This is a genomic window from Paenibacillus polygoni, from assembly GCF_030263935.1.
GTDB lineage: Bacteria > Bacillota > Bacilli > Paenibacillales > Paenibacillaceae > Paenibacillus > Paenibacillus polygoni.
In genome coordinates, this window is record NZ_CP127162.1 from 2266056 (window position 1) to 2280141 (window position 14086).

A 14086-nucleotide genomic window follows, 5' to 3' on the forward strand; every position below is an offset into this window, starting at 1 on the left:
ATCACATTTTTCACAAGTACTCTTCAACAAGTGGATGAGATAATAAAAAGAGAATTTATTGTGTTAGAACGAAGTGACAAAAGCGAATTGCTTGATGAAAAGTTGGGCTACTTGAGTATTCATTATCTTGTAACACTCAATGATACTAGAAATAATTTGCTTGAGTATTCAAGGTTTAATCAGCTAATAGCTGAGATACAAGTTAGAACTATACTGCAACATGCTTGGGCAGAAATTGAACATGACATCCAATATAAATGGGAGGTCTCAATTACAAAATCAATAAGGAGACGTTTTACGGATCTATCAGGCTTACTAGAAATAGCGGATAGAGAATTTCAATCTATTCAAGAAGAAGACGAGAAATCTCGAAATGAATCTCGTGCAAATGTTCGAGAAGGTCGATTAGCAGAAGTAGAGATTACTCCGGATGCGTTAAAGGAATATCTAAATAAAAAGTTCGGAATTGATGGTCGAATGACTGATTTTTCCTATAAATATTTTGCTTCACATCTTCTTGAAATGGGATTTAGTGATTTCAAACAAATAGATGATTGCATTAATGGTCTTGATTCAATTTCTATTAGTAGAACAAATTGGGGTCAGAGACAAGGACAGCTTTCTAGATTCGAAGATGCACTTCTAACTGGAATGGGTGAAAACTTTAAAAGATTGCACCCGTATGCAAAAAGGGAGGACAGAGAAGAGTGGTACTCCTATTGGGAAAGAAGATTGAAGATTTAAGAAGCTTGAAGAAGCTGATATTGAGATTAGTAATTATAATCCTAATGTTTCTTGAGTTATGAAGCATACTCGAAGGTGACACTAGCATCAGATAACATAATATTCACGCTGCGGACTTTCGTCCTGGTTCTGGCATAAGCCAGACACCCAGCATTCGCTGGGTCGTGAATACAGGAACGTTAAGTGAAATTACAAAAGATATTTAGTGATATTTAATAATAAGGATAATCCTTAAAATTTAGTAAAGAGGAGGAAGGTTAATGAGTTATCAAAAGTTTTCCTTAATAACTGGTCAAATAGACATTGTTACTTCTAAAGGTGAATCTAATTATCAAGAGGTTCTGAATGATTTTGATTCAGCAGAATATATTTTTGTGACGACCTATAATATATCTCAGAATAGAGAAGCGTTATTGAATTCGTTAAAAGAAGCAGCTACACATGCAGAAGTCAGAATTGTAACCAATATACCAAATCGTTATGAAAATTATTATGGAGATAAGGTACGTAAAAAAGCGAGTGAAAGTATAAATAATTATACTAAGAAACTTAGTAGCAATGATAACGAAGAATCAATAGGTGCTTTCTTTAACTTTCAAAATCATTCTAAAGTTATTCTTACAAATAACATAGCTTATATTGGTTCCGCTAACTTTTCTGAGCAAAGCAGTAATAATAGAGAAACTGGATTTATAATAAGAGATAGAAGTCTCGTTCAAGTAGTGATAGATAATCTTGTTCCAATAATCTTAGATGAAAGTATCAGATATTATGGGAATTCTTTCGAAGAAAAAAAGCTTGTATTGTCGTTACTTGCTTCTCGACTAGAGTCTGCTTCTATAAAAATTGAAGAGGAATCCTATACGTATGTTGGAAGATTTGAAGAAGTGAAAAATTATAATTACTGGGATCCACAACTTCGCCAAGAATCATTAGAAGATGTGCTAGGGCTTTTAGAAGAAATCGAAGATGAAATATACAGAACCAATGAATTGTATGAAACGGATGAATTTGCAGACTTAATAGATTCAGAATCTATTGAACAAATTAAAATTCTTTTTACAGAAGACGACAATATCTCAGAATTGGCAAAGTTCAGTGAGACAAACTATGCTTCAGATTTGATTGCTGAATGGAATGTCCACAATGAAGATATGGATGAGGCTGCGCAACGAGCCTCAGATCAGACTTCTGAGAGAAAACAAGGGTTAGCGGAAGCTGCACAACAAGATATAGAGAATTTTTTTCTGTATGTTCAAAGAATTCAGAACAGTTTTGAATTAATCATTAAGAAGCTTGAAGAATTACAAGATGAACAAGAAACAAGTATTGATAACACATAATTCGAAAAATGAGTGAGTTGAAATTAAAGTTTAAATTAAGATTGACGAGAAAAACAGTAACTTCACTTAACATAATTTTCACGCTGCGGGCATACGCCTGTGTCCGGCATTTGCCGGACACTCAACTTGCGCTGAGTCGTGAATACAGGACGTTAGACGAAACTGCTTGAAATAATTATTTTTGGGGGAACACACTGATGATTATTCAACAATTCAAATCGCATATTGAAGAGTTATTTGGTCATTTACTCAAAGATTTTAAGGAAAATGATGAGTATGGTTATTGTAATTTTACAACAGCTCATTACAAAAAATTAGGCTGTGCAACAAACATTACTCCAGAGATCGTCTTGCAGGCTGCAGAGAAAAATGTTGATTTAATTGTTACCCACCATGATGCGTGGGATTTTGTTTATGGAATGAAAGAACGATGCGTAGAGTTATTGAAAGAACATAATATTGCGCACTTTTATATTCACTTGCCATTGGATTATGCTGAGTTTGGTACATGTAATTCATTGCTTCGATTATTAGGTGCTAGTAATATTATTCAACAATCTCACCATGTCGAAGGTCAAAGTACGATAGGAATTGGGGAGTTTGGTACTTCTATAATGATAGAAGAGCTAGTAGGAGTAATGGAGAATTTATTAGGTGAAAGAGTTTATTTCCAACGAAATAACAATAAAGTAATTAGAAGAATAGGTATGATAACAGGGGCAGGAAATGGAACGAACCAATTAAGGGAAGCTTTGAATAGAAATTGTGATGTTTATATAACTGGTGAAAAAACATTATACACCGTTCAATATGCCAGATTCATAAATATGAATCTAATTATTGGGAGTCATACATTTACCGAGATATTCGGAGTAAGATCACTTGCTCACAAGGTTCAAGAAAAATTCCAAAATGTAGTAGTTATACAGTTAAACGAAGAACATCATGAAACAATGGAATAATTTATAGAAGTGCTGTTGATTGTTAATTCGAGGAGAAGCAGCATCGCCTAACACGTATCGGGGCATCTGCCCCTCGGTCACTGAGATGCATTTGAGAGAGAAGATCATTTAAGTGACAACCCTGCGAACCTAAGTCTATCGACCCGTTGCGCTGCGCACCACTTAAGGTTCTCGGGTTCGTGAACACAGCAACGTTATGCGAAAGTACTGCAGAAATTGAAATGAGGAAAATATAAACCATGAGTATATCTCGAATTATTAATCAAATTAGAAACCACAATGACTGTATTGTCCTTCCTCCATCCGGACTACCGATTATTAGAAAAGGCTTAATGATACCAAAACAAGTGATTGACTTTTATTCTGTTTGTGGTGGTCTTATTTTGTTTAAGAGCTCTGATAATTGTATTGAGATTTTACCACCAACGGATGTATTACCTTCGAACAAAGTAATTCTAAGTGAAGAAACTTACAACGAATTATTGTTGGAAGATGAATTAGATATTTCAATGAATTGGTACACTATTGGGAAATATGACTATAATGAATATATTTCAATTGATTTTAGTACAGATCTAAATCGGGCTGGACGTTGTTATGATAGTTTTCATGAAACACATGGGATATCTGGAAGTAACCAAATCATTTCAAAATCACTTGAAGAATTAATTGAGAGGGCGTTTATAAATAACGGAGAGTATCCTTATTTTTGGTTAAGAGATGATTTTGAATCCATTGGAGATGCATATGAAGATTATTGAATTTAACCTCAAGTAGGCAGTACCTTCACATAACATCATATTCGTGCATTCGGCCATTCGGCCTTCGGTCCGGCAGAGGCATTTCGAGGGAGTTGAAGCAGCCGGACAACCCTGCACTGGCTAAGTCCGTCGGACCCGCGCTTACGCGCTTAAGCCAGTGAGGGTTCGTGAATACAAACGTTATAAGAAATCCCCGCAAACAATTAAACAAAATAATTACATGAGGTGCTGGAAGATGAACGAATTTAAGATTAATTATGTACCTCAGCCAGATTTTTCATCTTGTGATGAGGCATGCTTAGCAATGATAGCACAAATTTCTATTGAAGAAGCAATGGCTGCAATGAGAGGAAAGAAAAGTTCAGGAAGTTCAGTTTTTTATAAAGCTCTAAAAAGGTATAAGATTGATTACTTGAGTTGGCGTGATATTGATACGATTGATGAACTTCCACCACTTTGCGTATTACTTGTTAAGTTTCCAACATATACACATAGTGTGCTTTACTGCAACGGAACTTTTTATGATCCGGAATTTGGCGTATTTGAATTGAAATATGAACCTAATGGGGAAATTACGCATTTTATGGAGCTCTACATTGATGAAACCTATAAGAACAAAGAAATAAATGTGAAGATTCCACAGGATTTCAAAGAAGCATTTGAGAAAGATGAAGTAGCAAACAAACTTTTTCAGAACTTATCGTATCCTGAAAAATCAAAATTTATAAATGGGATAAGCCACTTTAAGAACCCAAAGACAAGAAAAAAGAATATTGAGATGAGAATGACAGAACTTAAGAAGTAAGTGGGATCAGCTTCGAAGGCGGAGACATCTTATAGCACCATATCTACGCTGCGGGCTTTGCTCTTGGTTCGCGAGAAGTGATATGCAGAGAAGTTGATTCATCTTACAACCCTGCGAGGCTAAGTCCGTCGGACCCAGTCGCTGGCGCTCCTTTAAACCTCTTGGGTTCGCAGATTCTGAAACGTTATCTGAAAGGAAGGCTAATTATATTAAAACCATATTTAAAATCAGAGATCAAAGTCGTTATAAGAACGCTTGTACGCAGAGGTAAATAAAGGTAAAATATAACTACAATTGAATCTTGGGTGGGCATGGTTTCCCTTCGGAAGGAGGTGAAGCCATGGAAGTGAAAGACGCAATAACGATCATGCTCCTATTTGGAACATTCATACTTGCTCTTTTAACATACATCAATAATAACAACAAGAGAAAGTAAAAACCCACCCGAGATTAGTAGCCAAAGGTGGGTTTAGTTCCTAGATGACTTGAAGGGAATATACCATCCAAGCCAATTGTTTAGACCAAGTGTTAGCGCACTTGGTCTTTATTAAATATATATTACCATAATTGAAAAAATGTATCAAAGAATTAAATGAAGACATTGTGTAAAGACATAAAAAAAAGCAAGTTGCTCAAAGAGGGCATTCCCATCAGATAACACAGTATCTACGCTTTCGGGCTACGTCCCTTGGTTCGCAAGAAGAGGTAAGCATAGAAGTGAAATCAGCTCACAACTCTGCGAAACTAAGTACGTTGGGACTATTTGCTGTCGCTCCTTTAAGCCTCTCGGGTTCGAAGATGCCAAAACGTTATACGCAAGTTCGTTAAACCTTTATGAAATATCTAAATTTTCAATATCGATTTTCAACTCATATTTATAGAGGAAGTCGACACCCAATATTACATCGAAATCATAAGGTTCTTTGGTAAGTCCTAGTTGGATAGTAAATTCTTTAAGCAGAATGCTATCAATAGAGAGGTCTGAGACAATCTATTGGTAACACAACTCACTTTAGCCACCTATTCCATCCATCCGAACCGACTTTCCGTTGATAAAGTCTATATACAGGCCAATAGGTTCAACAAGATCAGTATCAAAGATAGTTGTGGAGCATCCAGTATCTAGTAAGACATTATTGAGAAGCGTTGATTTATTCTTGTAAGATAGAGGAAGAGAGACAATAGGCAGTCCATTTACAAGATGTATTTTCATCTAAGCCCTCTAATTCCTGTAAAGGGTTGCTCAATGACTTCAATGAATTCATTTCCAGTGTGGAATATATAGAGTTCCCTAACAGGCTCTGACAAATGAAGTTCTTTATAAGAGGCCCATGCATGTTTAGGGTCGTCATATTCAGAAACAACTGACATTTCTTCAATAATTCTTTTGTTATTATTAGAATGAGTGGTAAGTGCTTCAACTAATACCCAACGATTAGGATGGATCTTACGGATATGACTCCATTTCATACATAAACACCTCCGAAAAGACTTATAAATTAATTGTACAACTCCATGTAAGAACAAGCAATGATAGTGAGTTCGGAGAAGAACGAATCGCGTGTAATACCGTTTTCCTGCTGAGTCGCATTCGCTCCTTGTTCGGCCCGAAGCTATCCAAAAGGAGATCCTCAGGCAGACAACCATGCGAGGCTAAGTCCGTTGGACCCGTTCGCATGCGCTCCCTTAAGCCTCTCGGGTTCGTAGATACAGAAACGTTAGGTGAAATTAATGCTAATACAAATATGTGAGGAGATTCAAGATGATTAATGTCATACGTACAAGTCAGGCAGTATTGTTATTCCCACTTACAATATTTCAACAAGTTAAAGAGAACAAAGACATAAAAAGAATTAATCCTTTAGGTAGATTTTATCAGATAGGCAATCATACATTACATGTAAATGTCCAAGGGGATGGGAAGCATACTGTAGTTTTCGACTCTGGTTTGGGAAGTTTCTCGTTAGATTGGACACATATTCAACATGACTTAATTACTGATGCTGTTACTGTTTCATATGATAGAGCTGGCTATGGATGGAGTCAACGTGTTAATCGGAATACCACAAGTAAAGAATGTGTTGGAGATTTACGACAATTACTTCGGGAGGCTGGACTAAAACCTCCTTATTTGTTGGTGGGTCATTCGTTTGGCGGATTAAATATGCGACTTTATGCACAAATGTATCCTGATGAAGTTTCTGGATTGATACTCATTGATCCAACTAGTGAGTATCGATTTTTACCTGAATATACAGACAGTGAAAGACGTAGTCAGTATTTTGGAGCACTCAGACTATATAAATTGGGATACGCACTATCGATTATCGGAATGACTAGAATGTTCAAAAGACCGGTGTGGAATCGGTATCTATCCAAAAACTATATTGCATTAGGTTTCAGAAAAAGTGCTTACGAAGCAATATATAAGGGATATAAGAATATTGAGGTTAGTTGCAGGGAAGTTGCTACGCAGAATCTAGTCGATAGAATTCCAGTGACGATATTATCTGCGGGTAAGATGAATGATTCGTGGAAGAACGATCAGAAAAAACTAGCTAAATTGTTTTCAAATAGCAGGCATATTTATATTGAGGATTCTTATCATAATATTCATTTCGAACGACCAGATACTGTATCAAATGCAATTAGAGAAATGATTGATTTGTTGGTAATCAGAGAGGGCATTAACTTCACCTAAACACCGTATTCACGCTGTGGGTTCGCCCCTTGGTTGTAAGATGTATAATCATGGAAGAAGCTCAGACAACAAACGACCTAGCCTAAGATAAGAGCTATCTACGGCTGGGGCGTACCATGAATACACGAACGTTATCGGAAAATTGCCTGAATTTATAACTGGGGGGTTGTTCATGGAAGCAGATGGTAAAAACAAACTGCCTCGTCAATTTGAAAGCTTAATCACAAATGATGATAAAGTAGCTTTTCGTTGGGAGAATGTTGCTCAAACCTTCTATATACAAAGTGAGAATGGGAAGAGTAGATATTTAAAGATACAACCAGCGGGTTTAGCAGAGTCACTTGAAAGACAAGCGAAAAAACTAATATGGTGTAAGAATAAGATACCTATACCGGAAGTTATTGATTTTGGAGTATTAGAAGATTATGAATATCTGCTGACATTAGAGTTGCCTGGATTTGATGCAGCTAGTGAGTTCGCTAAGCACAATGTGAAAGAACTGGTTGTGTTAATTGCTCACGGACTTCGAACCATTCATGATGTTTCAATTGAAGATTGTCCTTTTGATAATTCAATTAATCAGCTAATAAAGATTATCAAGACCAATCATGAACAAGGATTAATGAATTCTAAAGATATTTACAATATTTTTGGGAAAACCAATATTATTGGAGTGATTAACGAGTTAGAATTCTACTTTAGCTCTTCGAAGGAAGATCTGGTTTTTACCCATGGTGATTATAGCATGCCAAATATATTAATTAATAATGCAACTATCAGTGGATATATAGACCTTGGAAATTGTGGGATTGCCGATCGTTATTATGATTTAGCAGTAGTAGAGAAGAGTATTATAAGAAATTATGGTATTGAATATGTTGAATTGTTTTTTAATAGCTATGGGGTAAGCAAGGTCGATAAACAAAGGATACAAAACTATAAGATCGTTGAACAATTAGTTTGGGCGTAAACAATGAAGAGTCAACTTCCGATAACACAAAATTCACGCATTGATCTATCCGGCCCTCGGGCGGAAGAGGGATTTCGGGGGAAGAGGAAGCAGACCGGACAACTCTGGCACTGGCTAAGTCCGTCGGACCCGGGGCTAGCGCTTCTTAAGCCAGGTGAGGGATCGTGAATACAAAGACGTTATCGGAAATTCCCGAATTTCTATAAGGACGTGGAGATATGGTACAACGATGTATAATGATTTTTCCGAAATTTCAGAACAATAATTTAATTGAAGAAATTAGAAAACAACACGATCCTTTATACCAATTAGTCGATCCTCATGTAACACTTGTATTTCCGTTCCATAGTGACTTCTCTAAGGACCAATTAAGAGAACATATTGTGAGTGCATTAAAAGACATAAATACATTTTATTTAAAGATATACGGCGTTAGTGGAGGGAGTGGAGGATATCTCTTTTTGAATGTAATAGAAGGTAAAGATGAATTAAGTGAGATACATAACAGACTTTATACAGGGATGTTAGAGCAATACAAACCGGATTTTTTATATAATACAGATTACATACCACATATGACTATAGGGCGTATAGCTGACAAAGAAGAATTAGAGAGATTGATAGAGCATTACAAGACAATGAATGAAACATTTGAAGAACTTATTAAAGAAATAAGTGTGGAAATTATAGGTGATGATGAAGAATCAATAATAGAAATGACAATAGAAATAAATTAACTATGATACTCAATTCAATATAGCTGGGAACAATCGATAACAACGTATTCACACCTCGTCGCTAAGGCTCCTTGATTCTCCTGAAGCTGAAGAACCTGGGGGTGAAATCATGCGAATAACCTCTACGAGACTAAGTCTTCGACCCGGCGCTGACACGCCTTAAGTCTCTCGGGTTCGTGAATACAACAACGTTATGTGAAATCCCTGAAGAGATTGGAGAGAAGATATGGAATATTTTGATATTCTTATTCAAAATCAAGAAACTATACAAAATAAAATAGAACAACAGTTAAAAGAATTTCAAGTGGAGACAGTTGGCACTGGCTATATTGATCTTATTACTTCACTTAAGTTTGTAAGGCCGTTGATTGATCAATTTACAAATCTAGGAGTGATTGTTTACGCAGTATCCTGGTGGTGTCATTGTACAGATGCTTCAAGAAATGAGTTGGGGTGTCCGCACGGGTTAAGAGGACCTGAAAGTTCTTATCATGAAGGATGGTTCAGCGAAACTGATTTTTATTTCGGGATAGAGAATGAAGAATATGAAAACTTGAAATATAACGATTCAAATGATGAAATTACTAAAGTCAATAATAAAGTAATTCAATATATTGAAGAAGATTTTCCTAGCAACTCCTTTTACACTGAATGTTTAACTCCATCACTATGTCTACTTGTTCCTGAAGAATGGAAGAGAATTAATAATTTTCTTTAGTAATGCTACGGGGTCAGGGACATCACATAACAATGAATTCTCGCTGTGTTCCATCAAGCTGTCCCTTGGTCACCAAGAGGTGTTTCGGAGAAGTGGATTCAGGTGAAAACGACTACCGCATCGCGGCCGTTCCCTTAGGTCACTTAAGTCAATGAGGTTTCGTAAATATGAAAACGTTAGTTGAAACGATCGAAGAATGATTAAAAGGAGAGCAACCAATGAAAAAATTGAAGATAATTCTAGTTCCTTTATTCTTGATCATCTTATTTGGATGCAGTAATAATCTAATTAGTGAAAATTCAAAAAAAGAATATAGCAAAGCAGAACGTTTTATTACCGATAAGGGCTATTTAATAACTAGTAATGAAGGACTTGTTTCTGAATATTTATTAGATAAAAAGCTACTGACGGAAATGCCTTATTTACAATATTGGAGTGTTCAAAGCGTTGATCCTCTCTCTTATGTAGGTAAGAGAATAACTACAAGTAAGTTCATTGTTAAAAACCACCCCTTAGATAACGAGAATGATAATAGAAATAAACAAACCATTATTTTTCTGATGGAAGCAGACAATGAGGTTGTAGGAGGTTATAGTTTTCCTGATTACGATGAATTAAATAAGGGCTGGGTTTACACAATTGATGGAAAAACACTCGAAGAGTTTACTGGAATATCTTATCCAAAATGGTCAAATGAATGGAATTTAAAATATAAATAATATCTTGAAAGTATCACAAATTTGCATCGCCTAACAAAGCATTCTTGCTTCATCACTGACGCTCCTTGGTCGTCAGATGTATAATTATAGGGAGAATCAGACGATGACCTGTTCCCGTTGGTCACTTAAGCTGCTTGAACGTCAGGGATGCCAATCTTTTATAGGAAATCAGCTACAATCCATGAAAACAAAATATTTATATTTAAGGAGCTTGTATATGATCTCTACCTTCGTTCGACGCATTCAAGAAGTTTACCCAAACTTACATATTCAAGATGTTAAACAAAATGAGATCGGACAGAATAATAACGTATTTATTCTTAATGAATCTCTCGTTTTTAGGTTTCCTAAGTATAAGGAAGGATTAGAGAAATTAAAGCGAGAAACCGAGATGTTAGAAACTATTTGTAAGACTGTAACAATGCAGATTCCATATCCAGCCTATAAATCTTTTAATGAGATGGAGGTAGGTAAGGCTTTCATGGGCTATAAGCTGATTGAAGGAGCTCCTTTTTGGAAGGAAGAATTATTAACCATCAAAAGCCAAGACCTATTGGATACGATTGCCTCACAACTTGTTACTTTTCTTATTGAACTCCATTCTATGGAAATACCGAAAGCAGTTGTTATTCAAAAACAACATGAAAGTGTACATAGAATTATAGAAAATCTGTTTATTAGAATAAGAGAGAAACTCTTTCCATTTATGCGTGTAGATGCGCAAAAAAAAGTAGTAGATAACTTTTATACATTTTTAAATAATACGCATAATCATAATTTAGAGAAAACCTATATTCATGGAGACTTTGGAGCAGGCAATATTATATGGAATCGAAAAGAAAACAGAATAGAAGGAGTTATTGACTTCGGAGGATCAGGACTTGGGGATCCAGCATATGATTTCGCAGGAATTCTCTCCAGTTACGGAAAAGAGTTCTTTGAAATATGTACTAATCTGTATCCGGGAGGAAAACAAATTTCAGAACGAGTTCACTTTTATAGAAGCACCTTTGCTTTACAGGAAGCTTTACATGGGATAGATCATAATGACCAAGAAGCTTTTAAGAACGGAATTAAGGAATTTAGATAGTTCAAAGAGGGCTGACAACCTATAACAAAGTATCACGCTTCGGACCGTTCGGTCCTTGGTCTGCAAGAAGCGACTCTGAGAAGTGAACCAGCAGACACTCCTGCTAGGCTAAGTGCTGCGCACCCAGTCGCTGACGCTCCTTTAAGCCTCTCGGACTCGTGAATACAAGAACGTTATCCGAAAGGGCTGCTAATGTATTAAATCTATATTTAGAATCGAAATCCATATACATAATAAGAACGCTTGTACGTAGATAGAAATAAAGGTAAAATATAACTACAATTGAATCTTGGGTGGTCATGGTTTCCCTTCGAAAGGAGGTGAAGCCATGGAAGTGAAAGATGCACTAACGATTATGTTCCTATTTGGATCATTCATTCTTGCACTTTTAACTTACATTAATAATAACAACAAGAGAAAGTAAAAACCCACCCTAAGGTTGACCGCCGAAGGTGGGTTTCCGATCTTAAATGACTAAGAAGGGATCACCCATCCAAGCCAATTGTATGGACCAAGTGTTAGCGCACTTGGTCTTTATTAAATATATAATACCATACTTGAAAAGATGTATCAAAGAACTAATTGAGTTAGAAATCTTTGTTAAACAGACATACAGACTGATATTGAAGAGTTATTCGAAGATGGCATCCCCATCAGATAACATCATATCTATGCTGCGGGCCGTTCGGCCCTTGGTTCGCAAGAAGTGAAAGCGAAGAAGTAGATACAGCTCACAACCCTACGAGGCTAAGTCTATCGGACTCGGCGCTTGCGCGCCTTAAGCTTCTTGGGTTCGTAGATACAAGGAAGTTATGTGAAATCAGTCAAGTGCATAATGTAAACCTAAAACTAGAAGGAGTGATCACTTGATAATTATGATTAACGGTTCATTTGGATCCGGCAAGACGTCGACTTCTCAAAAGCTGCAGCCTCTAATACCTAATAGTATGATTTATGATCCTGAAGAAATTGGATATATGTTGAGAAAAATCATAACAGAAGACATCTACTTTGAAGAAGAACGGACTGATGATTTTCAGGATATAGAACTATGGAGAATACTTGTAGTACAGACAGCTCGAGAATTAATAAATAGGTATAAGAAACATCTTATTGTTCCAATGACAATATATAAGTCAGTAAACTTCAATTACATATTAAATGGATTTAGAAGTATTGATCGAGATACTTTTCATTTTTGCCTCGTAGCATCTGAAGAGACGATCAAAAAACGAATTGAAGAACGGGGAGACAAATTTGATGTTTGGTATCAGAAGCAAACAAACGCGGGTGTAATTGCGTTTAATGATATTAAATTTCAAGAACATATTGACACAGATAATAAAGAAACAGAAGAAGTTATAAGAATAATTCTAAGGAAGATTTCAAAAATCAATGTGTAAGTAATTCAACAAAGTGACTGACTACACATAACAATGTGTTTGCGAATCGATATGCCCTCGGTTCGGCAGAAGTTAGAGGTGAATTCATAGAGGCAAATTCAACAGCAGGAAATGGAATCAGCCGGACACATCCAGCTCCCTAACCGAATCGCAGCGATCTTCGGACTTAAGGGGGTTGGACGTCGTGAATACAAGAACGTTATGTGAAATAACCAAGTGATACATACATTAAACCAAAGGAGATTTACAATGACTAACCTTAATGGGGGTTCACTGTTGGTTGGGGAACGCTTGTTTTAATTAATGCAGGATTAGCTCAAGGTAAAAATAGAAGCGGACTGAATTGGTTTATTTGGTTTCTAATTTCACTATTAATTGGTCCTTCAGCAACGCTATTTATTTTTGTGTGGTCTAAGAGATAGACAAGATCAATCAGAGTATCAGTTTGTTAGCTGTATTTCGAAGATCAGATTTGAAAATTGGTTTCAAACTCGTATCTAAAGATCTGGATAATAGAAGTCAGAATAAAAGATTAAATTGCAACTCAGGTTAAAGTTCGTTATTTAAACAGATATAAAGCTTGTAAGTTATTTCAAGGAGTCGATCTCACCACATAAACCAGCTAATCAAAGTCAAGCATATCTGCCAAAATAATCAGACAGCTAAAGGCTAGACATACTTAAATAAACCTGCCCGAAAGAGAAGGAGATAATGAAATATAAATTCCAGTTTTAAAGTTAATCAGCTAGAAAATCTACCAGAATTCCACATACCAAAAAATAATGAGCAAAAGCTTGTGAGAAGCAGCCACAATTGTGACTTTTGCAGGACCATGAATCTGCTTGGAAATGGCTGATACAGTAGCTTGATACAAGGCAGTTCGAAGGTAAGAAGAGGGAACCTTTTCATATCTCCTTAGCAATTTCGAGTAGTTGCTGAAGCTTGGATTCGTTCCTAACACGACCACGACGGTTGGAGAGAAGCAGCTCGAAATACGAAATAGAAGAATACTTTTCGTAAGCATTTTAAAATAAACTCATGGTTGTCGTATGCACCTAGAATGAAGATATCTTATGGAGCGATAAGTCAATAACAGGTATCTAGAAGTAGCGGATGGCATCAGCTAAGGAAAC

16 protein-coding genes are annotated in these 14086 nt (G+C 36.2%); 14 read left to right on the forward strand and 2 right to left on the reverse strand.

The window, feature by feature from the left end:
* The 6 genes from QPK24_RS10900 (at nt 1) to comI (QPK24_RS10925) (ending at nt 5051) form a co-directional block, all read left to right on the forward strand.
* Nucleotides 1-744 carry a GTP pyrophosphokinase gene (locus QPK24_RS10900; RefSeq protein ID WP_407083010.1) on the forward strand — a complete coding sequence of 248 codons (744 nt, stop codon included), beginning with the start codon at nt 1-3 and terminating at the stop codon, nt 742-744.
* A gap of 260 nt (nt 745-1004) precedes the next feature.
* Nucleotides 1005-2087 (forward strand): phospholipase D-like domain-containing protein, encoded by a 1083-nt coding sequence (locus QPK24_RS10905; RefSeq protein WP_285748624.1) that lies wholly within the window; start codon nt 1005-1007, stop codon nt 2085-2087.
* 197 nt (nt 2088-2284) lie between these two features.
* Nucleotides 2285-3049 carry a Nif3-like dinuclear metal center hexameric protein gene (locus QPK24_RS10910; protein WP_285748626.1) on the forward strand — a complete coding sequence of 255 codons (765 nt, stop codon included), beginning with the start codon at nt 2285-2287 and terminating at the stop codon, nt 3047-3049.
* Between the two features lie 239 nt (nt 3050-3288).
* Nucleotides 3289-3810, forward strand: coding sequence for an SMI1/KNR4 family protein (locus tag QPK24_RS10915; RefSeq protein ID WP_285748627.1), 522 nt, complete (start codon nt 3289-3291; stop codon nt 3808-3810).
* A gap of 235 nt (nt 3811-4045) precedes the next feature.
* The gene (locus QPK24_RS10920; RefSeq protein ID WP_285748629.1) at nt 4046-4615 is read left to right on the forward strand and encodes a YdeI/OmpD-associated family protein; all 570 of its coding nucleotides are present in this window, start codon (nt 4046-4048) and stop codon (nt 4613-4615) included.
* A gap of 340 nt (nt 4616-4955) precedes the next feature.
* Nucleotides 4956-5051 carry a competence inhibitor ComI gene (comI, locus tag QPK24_RS10925; RefSeq protein WP_285748631.1) on the forward strand — a complete coding sequence of 32 codons (96 nt, stop codon included), beginning with the start codon at nt 4956-4958 and terminating at the stop codon, nt 5049-5051.
* A 773-nt stretch (nt 5052-5824) separates the two neighbouring features.
* Here comI (QPK24_RS10925) and QPK24_RS10930 read toward each other — a convergent pair.
* Nucleotides 5825-6085 (reverse strand): hypothetical protein, encoded by a 261-nt coding sequence (locus QPK24_RS10930; protein ID WP_285748633.1) that lies wholly within the window; start codon nt 6083-6085, stop codon nt 5825-5827.
* Between the two features lie 292 nt (nt 6086-6377).
* Here QPK24_RS10930 and QPK24_RS10935 point away from each other — a divergent pair, with 292 nt between their 5' ends.
* From QPK24_RS10935 to QPK24_RS10970, 8 genes are all read left to right on the forward strand, one after another.
* On the forward strand, nt 6378-7316 hold the full coding sequence (locus QPK24_RS10935; RefSeq protein WP_285748635.1) for an alpha/beta fold hydrolase: 939 nt from the start codon (nt 6378-6380) through the stop codon (nt 7314-7316).
* A 172-nt stretch (nt 7317-7488) separates the two neighbouring features.
* Nucleotides 7489-8286, forward strand: coding sequence for an aminoglycoside 3'-phosphotransferase (locus QPK24_RS10940; protein WP_285748637.1), 798 nt, complete (start codon nt 7489-7491; stop codon nt 8284-8286).
* Nucleotides 8287-8504: 218 nt separating this feature from the next.
* Nucleotides 8505-9023: a 2'-5' RNA ligase family protein gene (locus QPK24_RS10945; RefSeq protein WP_285748638.1), complete on the forward strand. Its 519-nt coding sequence runs from the start codon at nt 8505-8507 to the stop codon at nt 9021-9023.
* A gap of 226 nt (nt 9024-9249) precedes the next feature.
* Nucleotides 9250-9741, forward strand: coding sequence for a hypothetical protein (locus tag QPK24_RS10950; RefSeq protein ID WP_285748640.1), 492 nt, complete (start codon nt 9250-9252; stop codon nt 9739-9741).
* 218 nt (nt 9742-9959) lie between these two features.
* Nucleotides 9960-10460, forward strand: a complete 501-nt coding sequence (locus tag QPK24_RS10955) for a hypothetical protein (protein WP_285748642.1) — start codon at nt 9960-9962, stop codon at nt 10458-10460.
* Between the two features lie 103 nt (nt 10461-10563).
* Entirely contained in the window at nt 10564-11550 is a 987-nt protein-coding gene (locus tag QPK24_RS10960) for a phosphotransferase family protein (protein WP_285748643.1), read from the forward strand.
* Nucleotides 11551-11878: 328 nt separating this feature from the next.
* Nucleotides 11879-11974: a competence inhibitor ComI gene (comI, locus tag QPK24_RS10965; RefSeq protein WP_227011709.1), complete on the forward strand. Its 96-nt coding sequence runs from the start codon at nt 11879-11881 to the stop codon at nt 11972-11974.
* A 451-nt stretch (nt 11975-12425) separates the two neighbouring features.
* The gene (locus QPK24_RS10970) at nt 12426-12953 is read left to right on the forward strand and encodes an AAA family ATPase (protein ID WP_285749269.1); all 528 of its coding nucleotides are present in this window, start codon (nt 12426-12428) and stop codon (nt 12951-12953) included.
* A 754-nt stretch (nt 12954-13707) separates the two neighbouring features.
* Here the strand turns inward: QPK24_RS10970 and QPK24_RS10975 are convergent.
* Nucleotides 13708-13977 (reverse strand): hypothetical protein, encoded by a 270-nt coding sequence (locus QPK24_RS10975; RefSeq protein ID WP_285748648.1) that lies wholly within the window; start codon nt 13975-13977, stop codon nt 13708-13710.
* Nucleotides 13978-14086: the final 109 nt, after the last annotated feature.

Coding starts and splice junctions, on each gene's coding strand:
- QPK24_RS10960 (WP_285748643.1), top strand. CDS start 10,564: ATGACCTGTTCCCGTTGGTCACTTAAGCTGCTTGAACGTCAGGGATGC.
- QPK24_RS10970 (WP_285749269.1), top strand. CDS start 12,426: ATGATTAACGGTTCATTTGGATCCGGCAAGACGTCGACTTCTCAAAAG.
- QPK24_RS10975 (WP_285748648.1), bottom strand. CDS start 13,977: ATGCTTACGAAAAGTATTCTTCTATTTCGTATTTCGAGCTGCTTCTCT.
- QPK24_RS10930 (WP_285748633.1), bottom strand. CDS start 6,085: ATGAAATGGAGTCATATCCGTAAGATCCATCCTAATCGTTGGGTATTA.
- QPK24_RS10955 (WP_285748642.1), top strand. CDS start 9,960: ATGAAAAAATTGAAGATAATTCTAGTTCCTTTATTCTTGATCATCTTA.
- QPK24_RS10915 (WP_285748627.1), top strand. CDS start 3,289: ATGAGTATATCTCGAATTATTAATCAAATTAGAAACCACAATGACTGT.
- QPK24_RS10940 (WP_285748637.1), top strand. CDS start 7,489: ATGGAAGCAGATGGTAAAAACAAACTGCCTCGTCAATTTGAAAGCTTA.
- QPK24_RS10935 (WP_285748635.1), top strand. CDS start 6,378: ATGATTAATGTCATACGTACAAGTCAGGCAGTATTGTTATTCCCACTT.
- QPK24_RS10905 (WP_285748624.1), top strand. CDS start 1,005: ATGAGTTATCAAAAGTTTTCCTTAATAACTGGTCAAATAGACATTGTT.
- QPK24_RS10950 (WP_285748640.1), top strand. CDS start 9,250: ATGGAATATTTTGATATTCTTATTCAAAATCAAGAAACTATACAAAAT.
- comI (WP_227011709.1), top strand. CDS start 11,879: ATGGAAGTGAAAGATGCACTAACGATTATGTTCCTATTTGGATCATTC.
- comI (WP_285748631.1), top strand. CDS start 4,956: ATGGAAGTGAAAGACGCAATAACGATCATGCTCCTATTTGGAACATTC.
- QPK24_RS10945 (WP_285748638.1), top strand. CDS start 8,505: ATGGTACAACGATGTATAATGATTTTTCCGAAATTTCAGAACAATAAT.
- QPK24_RS10910 (WP_285748626.1), top strand. CDS start 2,285: ATGATTATTCAACAATTCAAATCGCATATTGAAGAGTTATTTGGTCAT.
- QPK24_RS10920 (WP_285748629.1), top strand. CDS start 4,046: ATGAACGAATTTAAGATTAATTATGTACCTCAGCCAGATTTTTCATCT.